The sequence below is a fragment of the Streptococcus canis genome (genome assembly GCF_900636575.1).
Lineage (GTDB): Bacteria > Bacillota > Bacilli > Lactobacillales > Streptococcaceae > Streptococcus > Streptococcus canis.
Genome location: NZ_LR134293.1, coordinates 1940139 through 1956896 on the forward strand (window position 1 = coordinate 1940139; position 16758 = coordinate 1956896).

Here is a 16758-nt window from a genome sequence, read left to right on the forward strand (position 1 = left end):
AAGCGTCTGTCAAGTTAATTTTGAGAATTATTAAATTTTTTGCTCAAAAAAGAAAAAGGCCAAATTTCAAGTTCAAGTTAGCCAGTCTGTAAAAACTCTTTAGGAGATTTGTAATCAAGTAGTTTCTTTGGGTAGTTATTAATCCCATTTTCAACAAATGCGACTTGTTGTTGAGTCGCATTTTTACGTCTCTTTGGTAATCAACGCCGAATGAGTCTGTTGTGATTTTCATTAGTTCCTCTCTCCCAAGAGGAATAGGGGTGAGCGTAATAAATATATTCCGAGTCAAAACCTTCTGCTAAACAACTGAACTCAGTACCATTATTAGCTGTGATAGAGTTAATCTGATAGACTTTCAGAATAGACTTCAAGGCTTGATTCACTGAAGAAGCCGACTTATCAGGAATAAGTCGAATGATTTGGTAGCGGCTTTTTCTGTCTGTCAGCGTCAGTAGACACTCGTTTTTTGCCCGAGTTTGAATAACCGTATCAATTTCAAAATCACCGCTATGCTCACGGTTATTAATGCTTTCAGGTCGTTCTTCAATAGACTTTGCAGCCGGCTTAAAATTGGGACTGGCATGTTTTTTTGAAGCTACATTCTTTCGAGGATAAAGCCTGTCAGCCTTGGTCAATCCTAGTTGGCCATGATGAATTCAGTAGTAAATGGTGGAGATGGGAACATTGACACCTTTTGCCTTAACCAGCATCTCAGGAGAGTATTTCTGCTTGATGTAGTGAGTCATCTTTTCTTTGAGTTCCTTCGTTAGGGTGACCTGCTTAACAGAACGTTTACGATTGTTTTGATAGGCTTTTTGAGCGAAGTCAGCTGAGTAAATCGCTTCATATTTCCCCTGACGTACTTGTTGTCTAACTTGCCCGCGTTTGACTTCGTTGTGAATAGTTTGAGGAGCTTTAGCCAATCTTTTCGCTATTTCACGATTTGACTGTCCTTCTTTGAGCCAACGGTCAATCATTCTACGCGTTAGTGTCAACTGTTTTCCTTTTGGTGTATAATAGTCTTGCATCTCAGAGCCTTTCTAATTGTTGTTGTGGTGGTGACAATTATATCTCTCTGAGATGTTTTTTGATACCCTTAGGTGGCTAACTTCAGTTTAGAACTTTCCCAAAAAGAAAAAGCAAACCTCCTTGAAAGAAGATTTGCCTAGTGATTTAAGATTAATGAGCATTGATTTCTTGGGCAATTTCACGACCAGACAAGTCTGAACCATAATAAGTTGGCCAATGTTCTAACTCTTTATGTAATTTTTCTTGACTGTCCCCGCCCCAGTATAGGTGGAAATGCTCTGCTTTTTCAGGAGCAATGGCATGGTCACTGAATTGGACGTATTTGAATTCGCCAGCATCTGGTTCTTTAGCTTCAAACATGAAACGAACCCCGCGATTTCCTTTTGGATAAGTCAAGATTTCTTTGCCAGCGTATTTGTAAGTGAAGGTTTTCTTTTTACCATTACGGATAAAGGTCATGGTCTTTTTCTTACCATTAATTTTGATTTCTTCCACATCAGTTTTATAGCCAGTAGTATAGTAATCTTTGTATTCGGCTGCTGTCATTTTACCTTTAGATTTTTTAGCCTTGTAGTCCCAAACTTGGTCTAAAGTACCATCTTGTAGGTATGGGTAAACAGATTGCCAGCTACCTGACCAGTCAGATAATTGACGGTCTTTGACATCTTTGTCTTTGAAGTAACCATTGTAAACTGTCTTAGTGGTATCTTCTTCTGGAAGAATTTCTTTACCAGCCACATCAGTGGTTAAGCGTAAGGTCTCAAGGTTCTTACGCATAACAGTAAAGTAATCTTGTCCAGCTTTCATTTCTTTTTCAGTCAAACCTTCAAGCGGACTAAGTACAGCCGCTTTTACACCTGCTTCTTTAGCTAAGGTTTTTGCGACTTTACTTGAAGCATTTTCTTCAAAGTAAATATATTTGATGCCATATTTTTTAACGTATTTTGACAAAGCTGCAATACGTTTTGCTGATGGTTCTGCATCTGGTGTGACACCGTTAATAGAAATTTGATTTAAGCCATAGTCAAGTGCCATATAACCAAATGCCGCGTGTTGTGTCACAAAGCTCTTTTGCTTAGCATCTGAAAGTGCTGCCGTATAGTCTTTGTCAAGCTCTTTTAATTTTTCAATATAGGTAGCGGCATTGGCTTTGAAATCCTCTGCTTTTTCTGGGTAAGCCTTTACCAAGCTGTCGCGGATATTTTCCACAACAGTAATGCTACGGTAGGGTGACAACCACACGTGTGGGTCAAAAGCATGGCTGTGTCCTTCTTCACCATGTTCGTCATGGTCATGCTTTTTGTCAACATCCTCATGCTCATGGTGATGGTCATGTCCAGCTCCTGCTACTAGCAACATGTTGCCAGTTCCCTTCACGATGGTCACTTTTTTAGATTTCAATGATTTTTTAACATCAGAAACCCAAGTTTCCATATTGTCATCCATATAAACAAATACATCTGCATCTTGAATTTTTTTAATGTCTTTTGTAGAAGGCTCAAAATCGTGAGGTTCTGTTCCTGCTTTCATAAGCATGGAAACCTCACCATCATTACCAATAACCCCCTTGGTAAATTCATAAACAGGGTAGAAAGTTGTCATGACCTTAACTTTACCTTCTGCTAAGACTTGTTTTGCCTGACTAAGTTGCCAAGCAAAAAAGATACTGATTAAACTCATCATTAAAAGAATTTTCTTTTTCATGATTCCTCCTTCGTGATTAACTGGTTAAAATTTGACCAGTTAAGTATATCACATTCTGATCCTTTTTCCAAGTTTTTGTCTTTTTAATCTAACCTTTTAGACAAATTTATCGCAAAAAGGAGCTGGGCAAAAAATCCAACTCCTAATTTTATTTAAGCTAGAATTGCAAGACGCAGTGGTTGATTGGCAGCTTTGTTCGCTTTTTAATCTTCAAAGATAGCCTAATCAACTGTGCGGGGGTGGGAAAACGAACTCTTTGTTGATTGCTATGAGTTCTTTCCCACTCCCTCAGCTTGCTATTAATCGCTCAAACTGAAACGATTGGTCATTAAATTACTAGCATCAAAGAGAATCTTGTTCAAAAGCGTCTGCGTTTCTCCTTGAACATAGTCACTCATTTTTTGATTTTCCTCTTCCAAATCGACTGTTTCACCAGCCAATAACTCTGCTTCCACAGCATGTAGCATGGCATGACCTTTAGCCATGGTTTCTTCCAAGTAGTTGTTCAAATCAGTTTCATGATGATTATAGTGAGAATCCGCCAAAGCTGCAATCAAACGATTGGTCCAATAGAAATTGTCGGTAGAAACATTTTCCTGAGTGTTAGCAACATAATCCGGAATGGTCTTAACTTGGGTAAAGAAAGGTACCATGGTATTAAAAGGCATTGACCCGTAAGCCATCCATTGAATAGCAGCGATTTCTTTAGGTTTATCAGGACGAATGTGTAAAATAGCAGTTTGACTGGTACGGTTAATGCCAATAGGTCGAAAGGCTTTCTTACTGACAGGAGTTCCTTCTGAACCGTAAGGGTCATAAACCGTGTCCTGATAATGACTGCTCAACACATATTTGACATCTTCCACCGTGATTTTACGGTAAGGTTTTTGACACCAAGGAAGGGCAAAGCTGCGCGGGTCTTGCACGATTTCTGGGTTTAAGAATTTTTGCATGACCCAAGCACGTGGTGTATTATAGTGGCAATCTTTATCGCGTTGACTACCGAAGGCATAGCGTGGGTTAAAATGTTCATGACTATAAGTCAAATCCAAATGATAGGTTTCAATGAAGTCTTTTAAATCGGCAGAGCATAAATAATCTTCAGGGTTGTTAAATTCAAAATGGTCAATTCCAAATTGATTGGGATTGGTGACATAGGCATCATCTGGTACTCTTCTAGCAATCCAGTGATGACCACCAATAGTTTCCAACCACCAAATGTCATGCTCATCTGAGAAGGCAACACCATTTGACTCATAGGTGCCATAGTCTTCCAGAATAGCCCCTAGACGCAACACCCCTTCGCGGGCGGAACGAATATAAGGAAGCACTAAAGTCAACATATCTTCCTCACCAATCCCTGATGTTACCAATGGATCAGCCCCTAAAACACGGGAATTAGTAGTAATGGTTTCGGTTGCTGACATAGCCACATTAACTTCATTCACACCTGCTTCTGCCCAGATACCATCTTTACCAAGCGCATCTGGAACTGAGGTATAGGCCATGGGGTTGTCGGGTAAATCAATTTCAAAAGTAGACAAGACCGAACGGTAATGTCTCGGTTGATCTTCTGGTTTCACCACAACCATTTTTTTAGGCGTGAAATCTCCATTTTGAGAATCTTCTGTTCGAGCAACCATGGTTGAGCCATCATAAGATGCCTTTTTACCAACAAGTATAGTTGTACATGCCATTATCAGTCTCCTTTACAAACGTTATTATCCCCTTTATCATACCACAGAACATCAGACACTTCAAAAGGCAATTGGTTTCTTCTCTTAGAAAAAGGAAAATCGTATGACCAAAGGTTCACACGATAAAAATGTTCTATAAATCGTCCGCAATTTTATTAATTTTACGCAAGCGATGGTTGACCCCACTCTTGGTAATCGGGAACTCAAGGGCATCAGCAACTTGTTGAATGGAATAGTCTGGGTGTTTAACACGCAGTTGCGCCACCTGTTGTAATTCCATCGGTAAACTTTCCAACCCAATCGTGTCCATGATTTTAATAATATTATTAATGGTTTTCATACTGGCACTGATGGTTTTGGCAATATTAGCCGTTTCTGCGTTATTGGCACGGTTGATATCATTTCGAGCTTCCCTAAGTATTTTGATGGCTTCAAAGTCTTCTTTGCAGGACATGGCACCAACTATAATTAAAAAGTCCATGATGTCTTCTGCTTTTTGCAGATAAGTAACCGCACCGCTTTTATGCTCAATGGTTTTGGCATCTAGCATAAATTTTTGCATTAGTTGAGCCAAATCTTGAGCGTGATCAAGATAAACTGAATAAATTTCTAACTGATACTTGCCTGACTCAGGATCTCTGATGCTACCTGCCGCTAGAAAAGCCCCTTTAAGATAGGAACGACCAGCATCATCGTCTGATAAGACTTGAGGTTCAATGCCTGTTTCCAGACCGAAAAAGGAATCAGCTAATTTTAAATCAGCTAAAATGGTTTCCACACCTTGTTCAACATAGACAGTGTAAACACGGTTTTTGCGCAGGTTCGTCTTCTGATGATACCGGATTTCTGGCACGATAACATAGGCGTCTTCAATAAGGGAATAAATGTAGCGGGCAATTTTAGCATTTTCAGTGGTAATGGACAAATGCAACCTTTGATGAGCTAAGCCCAAGCTGCCTGACAATTTGATAATGGCAGCCAATTCATTGTTATCACCTGTGGACAAGTGAATCAATTCCTCTTTGACCTTCGTTGTAAAACTCATTGCTTGGCTAGCCTCACTAAATTCATTAATTCTTCAACCACTAAGTTGCCATCATGAAAGGCTCCGCCATTCTCCAAGCGCAAAAAATTAGACGAAATCACGCGCTTAGCGGCCTTGCAAAGACCAGCAAAGTCATGGTCAACCTGAACGAGGTATTCATCAAATTTATTGGAATTCATGTAAGCTCGCGGCACCTGTTGCACATTGACCAAGACCGTATCAATCAAATCTCTTCCCAAGTGCTGATTTAAAACAGCCACATGGTCTGCATCTGAAAATTGTTCCGTTTCACCATATTGGGTCATAATATTACAAATATACACCACTTCTGCTTTAGTCTGGCGCAAAGCTTCTTTAATTTCTGGAATAACCAGATTAGGTAAAATAGAGGTAAAAAGTGAACCCGGCCCCAAGACAATCATGTCACTGTCTAAAATAGCCTCAACCACTTTACGACTGGCCTGAGGTCTTTGATCGTTGTAAGTATTGGTCACATAGACATGGTCAATCATGCCTTGGTATTTGGCAATAGAACTTTCTCCTGCTACTTCATGACCATCTTTAAAAACAGCATGAAGGGTCAGGGGCTGCTCGCTAGAAGGATAAATTTTACCTGTAATATGGAAAAATTTGGTTAAAATTTGAATGGCATTGTAGGTTGAGCCTTGCATTTCAGAGATACCAGCAATAATGAGATTGCCTAGAGGGTGACCAGCCAAGGCCCCGTCACTCTCGTTAAAACGGTATTGGAAAACCCGCTCATAAAATTTTGGCATGTCACTCATCGCTAGCAGGACATTCCGTAAGTCCCCTGGCGGGGTTAATTGCATGACGTTACGGAGTTCGCCTGAGGAACCACCATCATCTGCAACAGTGACCACGGCAGTAATATCAACAGCTTCGTTACGAAGGCTTTTTAGGATAACGGGAATACCAGTACCGCCACCTATAACAGTCATTTTAGGATTTTTCATGAACGATTTACCGTTTCCTTACGACGATTTTTATCACGATGGCTTTCATTAACCGACCAATCTGTTGCCAGACTTTCAGCCAAGCGATGGGCAAAGGCAACGCTGCGGTGTTGACCTCCTGTGCAGCCAATAGCCACGGTCAAGACAGACTTCCCTTCTTTTTGGTAAGCCGGTAAAATAGGAACAATAAGGTTTAACAAATGTTTGTAAAATTCCTCTGATTCTGGGTGAGACATCACATAATTAAAAACGTCCTCATCTAGTCCTGTTTTTTCACGAAGCGCTACCTGATAATAGGGATTGGGTAAAAAACGCACATCAAAAACCAAATCCGCATCCAAAGGCAAGCCATATTTGAACCCAAAACTCATCACTTCAATACGGAAAGAGGCTTGATTGGAGCCTCCAGCAAACTGGTCTGAAATGGTTTTACGCAATTGTCTAGGAGTTAATTCTGTTGTATCCACCACATGTTGGCTCATGCTTTTCAAAGGAGACAGGAGCTCTCTTTCCAATCGAATACCGTCAAGCACACGGCTGTCCGCAGCCAAAGGGTGGCTCCGTCTGGTTTCTTTATAGCGTGACACCAATTCCCCATCCGTTGCATCCAAAAAAAGAATCCGAAAATCAATGCTAGGGTTGCTTTCAATACTATCTAAGATAGAATTAATTTCCTTGAAAAACAAACGGCTTCTCATATCGACAACCAAAGCCACTTGACGATTTTCATTGGTTTGTTCAATTAATTCTAAAAATTTTGGAACCAAGGCTGGGGGCATATTATCAATGGTAAAGTAGCCTAGATCCTCAAAGGACTGAATGGCAACTGTTTTTCCAGCGCCGCTCATTCCTGTCACAATAACCAAATGAATGCGTTTGTCTGACATTTACATTTTCCCTTTCTCTATTGACACGATTACTTTCATTATACCATATAAATTAGGGAGCCCAAAAACTAAAAATGCCAAGGAAAGGTTCTTCTTTTGAGGCATTGCCTCTCCTTAACGTTATTGAAATACCAACTGCTAATCTTGATCTGCTACCACATACTCACCTGCGTCTTGGGCTAGTTGCTTGGTAATTGAAATCAATATATCCATTTATAATTTTTGAATGTGCATCAAATCAGACTGGTCTTGCAACACCAAGTGATCAAGCTTAGTATGCAGCAAGCGTATCCCTTCTTCCGAGATTTTATTGACGTCATAGTCATTTTTGGCCTGCAAACGGTCGTATTCAGAAGCCCTATTTTGACTCATCATAATGAGCGGGGCTTGAATCGCCGCAAGGGTCGATAAGGAAAGATTCAATAAGATAAAGGGATACTTGTCAAAGGCCAAGCCAAAAGGATTCATCACATTAAAAATCATCCAAAGCGCCATAAATATCATAAAAGAAATGATAAAGGTCCAAGTTCCTCCAAAATGGGCTACCTGATCAGCTAATCTTTGCCCAAAGGTAATCTGGCTATCTAACTCCTCTTGAACATTAAAAATGCGCTCCTTTTGCTTTTTAGACATTTCAGACATCATGTCTCGAATACTCTCATTTTTAATTTGGCATTGTCAATCATGTCATTAAGGTAACGCAAACGGTAAAGAGCCAAGTTGGCCTGACTGAGAAAAGAAGACGGAGTCAGCATGGGGTAATCAGCCATAATCAATTCTTGTAAGGGTTGATCCAATTCAAATAGGAAAATAGCTTCTGAAATAAGATAAGTTTTTGCATCAATGGCATCTTTGACCCATTTTTTGTTGCTTGTCATATGCTTTCTCCTTCTTTCCTCTCCTAGAGGGTTCTATCCAACCTTTTAGAGATTAGGAAAATCTACTTCTACTAGGTTCACTCTATTTTAGAACAAGGGCTCAAGGCTCAGCACCAAAAGCTTGTCCTCGGAGATTATGTGCTTTCTAACTTAAAGATTTCTTAACTGCTTTTTAAGGTTTCAGAATGCTTTAGTGAGGCATTTCCTTGCATGCTAAAAGCCCATGGCTAGGTCGTCATGGATTAGATTGAAGAAAAACTCCTGAAACACGATAACATAAGCGTTTCAAGAGTTGGTTGACATCATAATCATGAAATCATTTTAATTGACACCTTCTAAAAATAAACTTTATCTACGTTCTGCCCATGGTAGACCATGAACTTTCTGAATCATTATGGTTTAATACGGTGTAACATACGTGGGAATGGAATAGCTTCACGGATATGTTTGGTACCAGCTACAAAGGTTACCATACGTTCTAGTCCAAGACCAAAACCACAGTGAGGTACGGAACCATATTTACGAAGGTCAAGGTAAAAGGCATAGTCATCTGGGTTCAAGCCTTCTTCTTCAATCTTTGCCAATAATTTATTGTAGTCTGTCTCACGTTCTGAACCACCAATAATTTCGCCATAGCCCTCTGGAGCCAATAAGTCAGCACAAAGCACGCGCTCCTCATTACCAGGAACAGGCTTCATGTAGAAAGCCTTAAAGCTAGCTGGGTAGTTGACCACAAATGTTGGCACACCAAAATAGTTTGAAATCCAAGTTTCGTGTGGGGAACCAAAGTCATCACCATGTTGGATAGCTTCATAATCAGCGCCCTCATCAGAAGCATGTTCCTGCAAAAGACTGATAGCATCATCATAGGCCACACGTTTGAAAGGCTCAGCTACATATTTTTTCAAGAGATCAGTATCCCGTTCTAATGTTTCCAAAGCTTGTGGTGCACGATCAAGAACACCTTGAATCATAGCTTTGACGTAAGCTTCTTGCAAATCAAGTGATTCCTCATGTGACAAGAATGGATACTCAGCATCCATCATCCAAAATTCAGTCAAGTGACGGCGTGTTTTTGATTTCTCAGAACGGAAAACCGGTCCAAAGTCAAAGACACGGCCAAGAGCCATCATTCCCGCTTCAAGGTATAACTGACCAGATTGGCTAAGAAAAGCGGGAGTTCCAAAATAGTCTGTTTCAAACAATTCTGTTGTATTTTCAGCAGCATTTCCGGATAGGATTGGGCTATCGAATTTGATAAAACCATTTTGGTCGAAGAACTCGTATGACGCATAGATAATGGCATTACGAATTTGCATAATAGCAGCCTGACGACGGGAACGTAACCACAAATGACGATTGTCCATCAAGAAGTCTGTTCCGTGCTCTTTTGGCGTGATTGGATAATCTTTTGACTCGCCAATGACCTCAATATCTGTCACGTCCAGTTCGTAACCAAATTTTGAACGCTCGTCTTCTTTCACCATTCCTTTGACAAAAACAGAGGTTTCTTGACTAAGACGTTTGATGGTATCAAACTTAGCTGCTCCTTCTTCTTCGCCAAAGCGCTCAATAAAGTTTGGTTTGAATGCGACAGCTTGGAAAAAGGCAGAGCCGTCACGTAATTGAAGAAAGGCAATTTTTCCTTTGCCTGATTTATTGGCAACCCAAGCGCCAATAGTCACTTCTTGTCCTACATAATCTTTTACATCACTAATGGAAACGTATTTCTTGGTCATAATGTCTCTTTTCTATAAATTCATTTTATCTTATACTGACTTGGTTCGGCCTTCCATAAACACATGTAAGCGTCCGACCGCCTCTTTTAAAGATTCTAAATCAGTAGCATAGCTCAGCCTGATATTTTCAGGTGCCCCAAAGCCTGCTCCACTCACAACAGCCAAACCAACGTCTTCTAAGATGGCGTCAGTAAAAGCTGTGACATCAGTAAAGCCTGTCATAGCCATGGCTTTTTTCACATTTGGGAAGAAGTAAAAGGCTCCTTGAGGTTTCATCACTTCAAAACCTGGCACTTGATTTAAGAGTGGGTAAATGGTATTGAGACGTTCTTCAAAAGCTAATCGCATTTCTTCTGATGAAGATTGGTCTCCCGCTAAAGCTTCAATGGCGGCATACTGTGAAACAGTTGCCAAATTAGAGGTGGTTTGTCCGATAATTTTACTCATGGCGGCAATGATTTCAGGGTCTCCAACAGCAAAACCAACCCGCCAGCCTGTCATAGCATAACTTTTAGCCACGCCATTAACCGTAATCGTTTGACGGTGAATCCCCTCTGAAAGCGTTGAGATAGGAACAAACTGGTTGTCGTTATAAACTAGGGAACCATAAATATCATCTGCCAAAATAAGAATATCGTTCTGCACCGCCCATTCTCCAATGGCCCTTAATTCCTCAGCACCATAAATCATGCCTGTTGGATTGGAAGGAGAATTGATAAGGACAACTTTAGTTCGGTCTGTTCTTGCTGCTTCCAGCTGGTCAACAGTTACCTTGAATTGATTTCCTTCTAGTCCTTGAACGAAGATCGGCTGACCTTCTGCCATTTTCACTTGGTCAGAATAAGATACCCAATAAGGTGTTGGAATTAGAACTTGATCACCAGGATTTAAAACAGCCATAAAAAAGGCATAAAGCATGAACTTGGCACCTGTTCCTGCCACAATCTCCTCAGAAGATAACGCGTAACCGTATCGATTTTCCATGTAGGTAGCAATGGCAGCCTTTAATTCTGGAAGTCCTGAAGCAACCGTGTAAAAGCTAGATTTGCCATTTCGAATGGATTCAATAGCCTTGTCTTGAATATTTTTAGGGGTGATAAAATCAGGTTCACCTAAGGTTAGGCTTAAAATATCACGACCTTGAGCTCTCAGAGCCTTGGCTCTAGCACCAGCAGCCAAAGTCACGCTTTCTTCCATGTCTAGCACCCGCTTTGATAGTTTGGTCATTTCATCTCCTTTTTCATCAATCTTCCTGTCTTAACGTCAGGTCAGTCAACAGTAAGTACCTACTCTTTCATTTCCTTTTAGTACAGCCTAACTCCCCTCCTAAGAATAACTGATACCTGTTGGTCACTCTTTTATCAATGGGCGAATAATAAGAACTGCCCCAGTCAGGCAAGCATCGCTTTCTTTGCGAACCACTGTCACTAGGTAACCAAAAAAGCCTCAAAACACTCGAGCGAAGGAGACTGACAAGGGGCACAAACCAAGCTAAGTGGTGCTTTAGGTTGTCACACTTGTCCACGTTAAGAGATTCCTTCACAATATGATCCTTTCTATTATTATAGCAGAAATCGTGCCATTTCTACTAGACTATCTTGGAAATTTTGTTGAGAAATCACAAATTCTTGGTCTAAACTCTCCAAAATGGTCTGGCCATAGGACTTGGTTAGAAGGCGACGGTCTAACATTAGAACTACTGATTTTTGAGACTGACGACGCATGGTGCGCCCAATAGCCTGTTTTAAGCGTAAGATAGCCATAGGAAGGAAATAATCTTTAAAAGGATTTTTACCTTTGTTCAATAAAAAACGGCTCATCTTTTTGACAAAAAGGTCTTCAGGATTATCAAAGGGCAGACGAGTAATCAAGGTAATCATGCGATCGGCTTCTACAAAGTCAACACCTTCCCAAAAAGAGCCCAACCCCAGTAAAATAGACTGTTCTCCCCTATCAAAGCGCTTTTTTATATTGTAAGCAGTTCCGTTTTTTTCCTGAGCCAAATGAGGAACCTGCCATTGTTCTAAATAGTCTGACACCATCATTAAGTATTTTTTGGCAGTAAAAAGCACTAAAATCGGCTTGTCTTCTTGCCGCAACAAGTCAATTCGCTTGGCAATGGCTTTGGTATAACTCTGTTCATTGATGCCAGTAATCAAAGGCATGTCTTGATCAATCATAAGAAGCTGTTCTTCTTTTTTGTCAGCTTCAATAAGATGGTAAGAATAAGACTCAAACCCCAATAAGTCGGCCAAGCCTACCTCTGGACTAATATGAATCGTTGCGGAGACAAAATAAGTCTTCACCGTTTCTGGCAAAAAACTTTGAAAATGGATAAATTCCTTACTAGCGCTATTGAGGTAGGTTATCCGTTTCTCCTCTTGTTTCTCACTACTAAGCCAGTAATCACCATCTGTGGCAGCAAAAAAGGCTTGTAAATCCTGATAATCTGGCCCTCTTAATTCTTTGATGTAACCAGCTATACGAGACCAATCAGGAGCAAGCTGGTGCTTTCTATTTTGATAATAATCACTTGACACTTGTCCCAGTTCAAACGATAGGCTTTCCAATAAGCGTTTTTCTAAAAGCGGTAAAGGACTGCTTAACTTGGCCTGTATCGTTTGTAATAAAACCGTCAGGTTAAGTTGATGACGTGATAATTGATCTAATTGGAGCATCAGCTTTTGGGCCTCATCAAAGACCAAGACCTTGTTTCTAGCAAAGTCCTTATCATCTTGAACACGGTGTAAAAAATAAGCATGATTGGTAATCAGTAGGCGGACTGTTTTAGCCTTTTCATAACTACTTTTCCAAAAATCATAATCGTAAAAATCAGAGGAGACATTGAGAGCACCGTCATGCTTAATCTGATCAAAATAAGCTGCAAAGCGCTGCTTTTGTTTGATTTCGCCAAGGTCCCCTGTCTTAGTTTCCAAGAGCCAAACCAATAATTGCATCTTATAACGATTCACCAAACGATTCTGGTCGTTTTGGTCCAAACTATCGGCAAAGGTATCTAGCTTCAGGTAATTGGCGGGCCCTTTTAAACTATGGCAGGCGATGTGAAACTGCTCTTGAATAGCAGCTACTTCACTAGCCATTAATTGGTCTTGGAGAAGCTTGGTTGGCACGCTAACAATGATTTGGTTTTGTTCTTCTTTTGCCAAAAGGGGTAACAGGTAGCCGTAGGTTTTTCCAATACCTGTCTGAGCTTCAATAAAACTAGCTACTCCCTGATGGTAATCTTCGTCAATTAACTGAGCAAATTGAGCCTGTTTAGGCCTTTCTTCCAAGCCTAATAGTGCCATGTTAATAGGGAAGCTTTTTGATAATTGATAAGGCTTGGGAGCTTTTGGAGTCTTTGGTAAAAGAATCTGCCTGATTTTAACATACTTATTGGGGTCATAAGGCTTGGCTTTGGCTAGGCCTTGTTCAATGACCATGGCTGTTTCAAATAAGAGACTGTCTGCGTAAGTCAAGAGACTCTCCAAACAATCGCTAGGAAGACTTTCAATTTTGTGCAAGAGTTTGATAAACAGAGCCGCAGTTGCTTTAGCATCTGCAAGGGCTGTATGGGCTTCTTCCAAATCAAGCCCAAGCTGTTTAGATAAGTAACTGAGATTATATTTTTCAAGATGAGGGAAAAAAATTTGTGCTAACTCAACAGTGTCCACACGCGGCGTCAGCAAGTCATACCCTTCCAAAAAAAGGGCTTCCGCTAATAAATTAGCATCAAATTTAACATTATGAGCCACAAACACACAATCACTAATCAACTCATAGATGGTCTTAGCCACCTGTGAAAAATCTGGAGCCTTGGCCAGCTGGTCATCTGTAATTCCTGTTAAGGTCTTAATATGGTCTGATAAAGGTTCGTGAGGATTAATGTCTGTCTGATAGGTTTCAACAATTTCTTTCCCCTCAATAATGACAATCCCAACCTGAATAATAGCTGCGGTGACACCTGCATTGGTAGCTTCCAAATCAATAACCGCATATTTTCTCATAACTTCATTGCTCATCATACTTCCATTATACCATGTTTTTAAGAGAGCGTTGGACTAGACCACTAAATAAATCCTCTTAACCAATCCCTTCTGAGCACCTAACTTTCTTAAGTCATGCTATAATGGAACCAAAGCCATATTGCCAAAATGAGACCTGTCAAAAAACTAACTTCCATTCGCTGTAAACGAAGGCTAGCTCAATATGAATTGACACTATTACCAAAAACTATTTGAAAGTGGAGATCAACTCGAACAGGGACCTTCAAGTTAATGGCTAAGACCTTGTCTGAGAAAAAAGGGCGAACTCTCTATTTCTCCACTTTTCTCAGCCAACTCTTTTCAGTACATGGAGGTTAAGTCAACTGATTCAACCTACGACCTCAGGTCATTATAATTAGAAAGGACATCACCTTTTTGATGTGAAAAAGTATGAAAGTTATAACCATAACCAATCCCGTAGCAGGAGAAAACACTTATTTGCTTGAAACTGAAAAAGCTAGTTTACTAGTGGATCCCGGTAGCAACGGTAAACGCATTATTGACCAAATTAAAAAACTAAACAAGCCACTTGCAGCTATCTTATTAACCCACACCCATTATGACCATATCATGAGTTTAGAAGAGGTTAGACAGGCTTTTGACCGTCCTCCTGTTTATGTCGCTCAAGAAGAAGAAAGTTGGCTCTACACCCCTGAAATGAACCTTTCCGGACTAATTCGTCATGCGGACTTGCCTGATATTATTTGCCAACCCGCTGAAGAGATCTTCCAATACCAGACAGATTACAATATTGCAGATTGTCAGTTCACCGTTGTGCCAACACCTGGCCATTCAGCCGGAGGCGTCTCCTTTATTTTTCCTAAAGAAGACGTCGTTTTCACTGGAGATGCCCTTTTTAGAGAAAACATTGGTCGAACAGACCTGCCCACAGGGAATTATGAGCAACTCATTCATAGTATCAAGACCCAATTATTTAGCCTGCCCAACCATTATCAGGTTTATCCTGGTCACGGTCCTTTCTCCACTATTAGCCATGAGAAAAATGCCAATCCTTTCTTCCGTTAAGGCTACCTATTGAGAAAGACAGGGTTGGCTAACCAGTTATCCATTATTAAGTGCGGATTTGTTGGTAAAACACTGTTCAAAAAAGAACCTCTGATAAGTATCAGAAGTTCTTTTTTTAGAATTTTAAGTAACGTCTCATGGAAAGAACAGAGCCTAGTGAACCGATAATCATACCGATGATAAACAAGGCACCAATCAAGTAGTAAACGTAAGGATTGATTGGGTACATAGAAAGGTTATTAAGCTGCAATTCCTGCATAAAATGCTTATAAGCAAAGTCATAACCATAATAAATCAGAAGAGATGGCAAGACCGCTCCCAAAAGACCAACCCAGGCACCTTCAAAGAAGAAGGGACCACGGATATAAGAATTTTTGGCCCCTACCAGTCGCATGATTTCAATATCCCTTTGACGTGACATGATGGTCATACGAACCGTGTTTGAAATGAGGAAGATAGCTACAAATAAGAGAAGGGCTGTTCCAATCAATCCCCAAGTTTGAATCATTTTCGAAAACTTAAAGAGCTTGTCCGAATTGATACCACCATAATCAGCATCTTCAACCCCTTCAATGGCCTTGATTTCTTTTGTAACAACCCTGACTTGCTTAGGTGTCTTAGTTTCAACAATGTAAATGTCCTGAAGTGGATTGGTATCCTCATCGTACATGTTCCAAACATCACCAAGTGTCTCTTGCAATTTTTTCAATTGCTCGTCCTTACTTGAAAAAGTGATTTTGGTGACTCCTTTTAATTTGGCGATTTGGTCATAGACCTTGTGATAATTCTCGTTATTAACTTGTTCACCAGCTGTATTTTGCACCACTTTAGCAGCATCGGTTGAGTCAACATGCAAGTAGGTGTTAATTTGAATATTATTTTCAACACCAGAAGCCACACGCTGAATGTTTAATAGGGTCGCTGCAAATATTCCAACTAAGGTTAAAGTAACAGCCACCATGCTAACTGAGGCAAAGGTCATCCAAAAGTTACGCTTGAGGTTTTTAATGGATTCCCAAATATGACGGAAAAAGTATCTAATCATCGTAACCGTAATCTCCTTCTTCTTCATCGCGAACCAGGCGACCATCTTCGATGGCAACCACACGGTGACGTAAAGTGTTGACAATGTGACTATTGTGAGTCGCCATTAAAATAGTGGTTCCTTGGAGATTGATCCGTTCCAGCAACTGCATGATTTCCCATGAAATTTCAGGATCCAAGTTTCCTGTTGGTTCGTCAGCAATTAATAATTTAGGATTATTAACAATGGCACGCGCAATGGCTACACGCTGCTGTTCTCCACCAGATAATTGGCTTGGGAAAGAACGCATCTTGTGTTTCAAACCAACTAAGTCCAGAACCTCTGGAACACGTTTTTTGATGTGGCGGCGTTTTTCACCAATGACTTCCATAGCGTAGGCAACATTTTCAAAAACTGTTTTCTTTGGAAGTAATTTGTAATCTTGGAAAACCACACCAATATGACGGCGGAGGATGGGAACCTCGCGCGCTTTTAGCTTGGTCAAATCAAATTCACCTACATACAACTTGCCCGTCGTCAATTTTTCTTCACAGTAAAGGAGTTTGATAAAGGTTGATTTACCAGCACCAGATGGGCCAACCAAGTAAACAAATTCACCTTGGTTAACAGAGACATTAATGTCCCTGAGGGCGGTCGTTGAGCGGCGGTATTTCTTAGAAACACCTTTCATTTCAATTAATGCCATCTT

General features: G+C 40.4%; 11 protein-coding genes and 2 pseudogenes. 1 reads left to right on the forward strand and 12 read right to left on the reverse strand.

The features are described from left to right. Positions 1-77 precede the first annotated feature (77 nt). The 10 genes and pseudogenes from EL097_RS09790 to EL097_RS09835 form a co-directional block, all read right to left on the reverse strand. A pseudogene (locus EL097_RS09790) lies at positions 78-1028 on the reverse strand (IS30 family transposase). Positions 1029-1179: 151 nt separating this feature from the next. Continuing rightward, positions 1180-2733, reverse strand: coding sequence for a zinc ABC transporter substrate-binding protein AdcA (locus EL097_RS09795; RefSeq protein WP_129545027.1), 1554 nt, complete (start codon positions 2731-2733; stop codon positions 1180-1182). A gap of 299 nt (positions 2734-3032) precedes the next feature. Continuing rightward, on the reverse strand, positions 3033-4430 hold the full coding sequence (locus EL097_RS09800) for a C69 family dipeptidase (protein ID WP_003047739.1): 1398 nt from the start codon (positions 4428-4430) through the stop codon (positions 3033-3035). 133 nt (positions 4431-4563) lie between these two features. After that, the gene (whiA, locus tag EL097_RS09805) at positions 4564-5475 is read right to left on the reverse strand and encodes a DNA-binding protein WhiA (RefSeq protein ID WP_003047735.1); all 912 of its coding nucleotides are present in this window, start codon (positions 5473-5475) and stop codon (positions 4564-4566) included. Beyond that, positions 5472-6449 carry a YvcK family protein gene (locus EL097_RS09810; RefSeq protein ID WP_003047731.1) on the reverse strand — a complete coding sequence of 326 codons (978 nt, stop codon included), beginning with the start codon at positions 6447-6449 and terminating at the stop codon, positions 5472-5474. Before EL097_RS09810 ends, whiA begins: the two co-directional genes overlap by 4 nt. Then, positions 6446-7336 carry an RNase adapter RapZ gene (rapZ, locus tag EL097_RS09815; RefSeq protein ID WP_003047727.1) on the reverse strand — a complete coding sequence of 297 codons (891 nt, stop codon included), beginning with the start codon at positions 7334-7336 and terminating at the stop codon, positions 6446-6448. The genes EL097_RS09810 and rapZ overlap by 4 nt, the downstream gene beginning before the upstream one ends. A gap of 138 nt (positions 7337-7474) precedes the next feature. Then, a pseudogene (locus tag EL097_RS09820) lies at positions 7475-8214 on the reverse strand (DUF1003 domain-containing protein). Positions 8215-8606: 392 nt separating this feature from the next. Beyond that, the gene (gene asnS, locus EL097_RS09825) at positions 8607-9953 is read right to left on the reverse strand and encodes an asparagine--tRNA ligase (RefSeq protein WP_003047713.1); all 1347 of its coding nucleotides are present in this window, start codon (positions 9951-9953) and stop codon (positions 8607-8609) included. Positions 9954-9983: 30 nt separating this feature from the next. Then, positions 9984-11180 (reverse strand): pyridoxal phosphate-dependent aminotransferase, encoded by a 1197-nt coding sequence (locus tag EL097_RS09830; protein ID WP_003047710.1) that lies wholly within the window; start codon positions 11178-11180, stop codon positions 9984-9986. A gap of 335 nt (positions 11181-11515) precedes the next feature. After that, entirely contained in the window at positions 11516-13975 is a 2460-nt protein-coding gene (locus EL097_RS09835) for a bifunctional DnaQ family exonuclease/ATP-dependent helicase (RefSeq protein ID WP_003047708.1), read from the reverse strand. A 414-nt stretch (positions 13976-14389) separates the two neighbouring features. Here EL097_RS09835 and EL097_RS09840 point away from each other — a divergent pair, with 414 nt between their 5' ends. Next, a complete protein-coding gene (locus tag EL097_RS09840) occupies positions 14390-15025 on the forward strand; it encodes an MBL fold metallo-hydrolase (protein ID WP_039994803.1) in 636 nt (211 codons plus the stop codon). 115 nt (positions 15026-15140) lie between these two features. On the opposite strand, the gene ftsX is transcribed toward EL097_RS09840, so the two are convergent. Both ftsX and ftsE read right to left on the reverse strand, forming a co-directional pair. Beyond that, positions 15141-16070 (reverse strand): permease-like cell division protein FtsX, encoded by a 930-nt coding sequence (gene ftsX, locus EL097_RS09845; protein WP_003047702.1) that lies wholly within the window; start codon positions 16068-16070, stop codon positions 15141-15143. Further along, complete coding sequence (ftsE, locus tag EL097_RS09850) at positions 16063-16755, reverse strand: cell division ATP-binding protein FtsE (RefSeq protein WP_003047699.1); 693 nt, start codon at positions 16753-16755, stop codon at positions 16063-16065. Before ftsE ends, ftsX begins: the two co-directional genes overlap by 8 nt. Between the last annotated feature and the right edge of the window lie 3 nt (positions 16756-16758).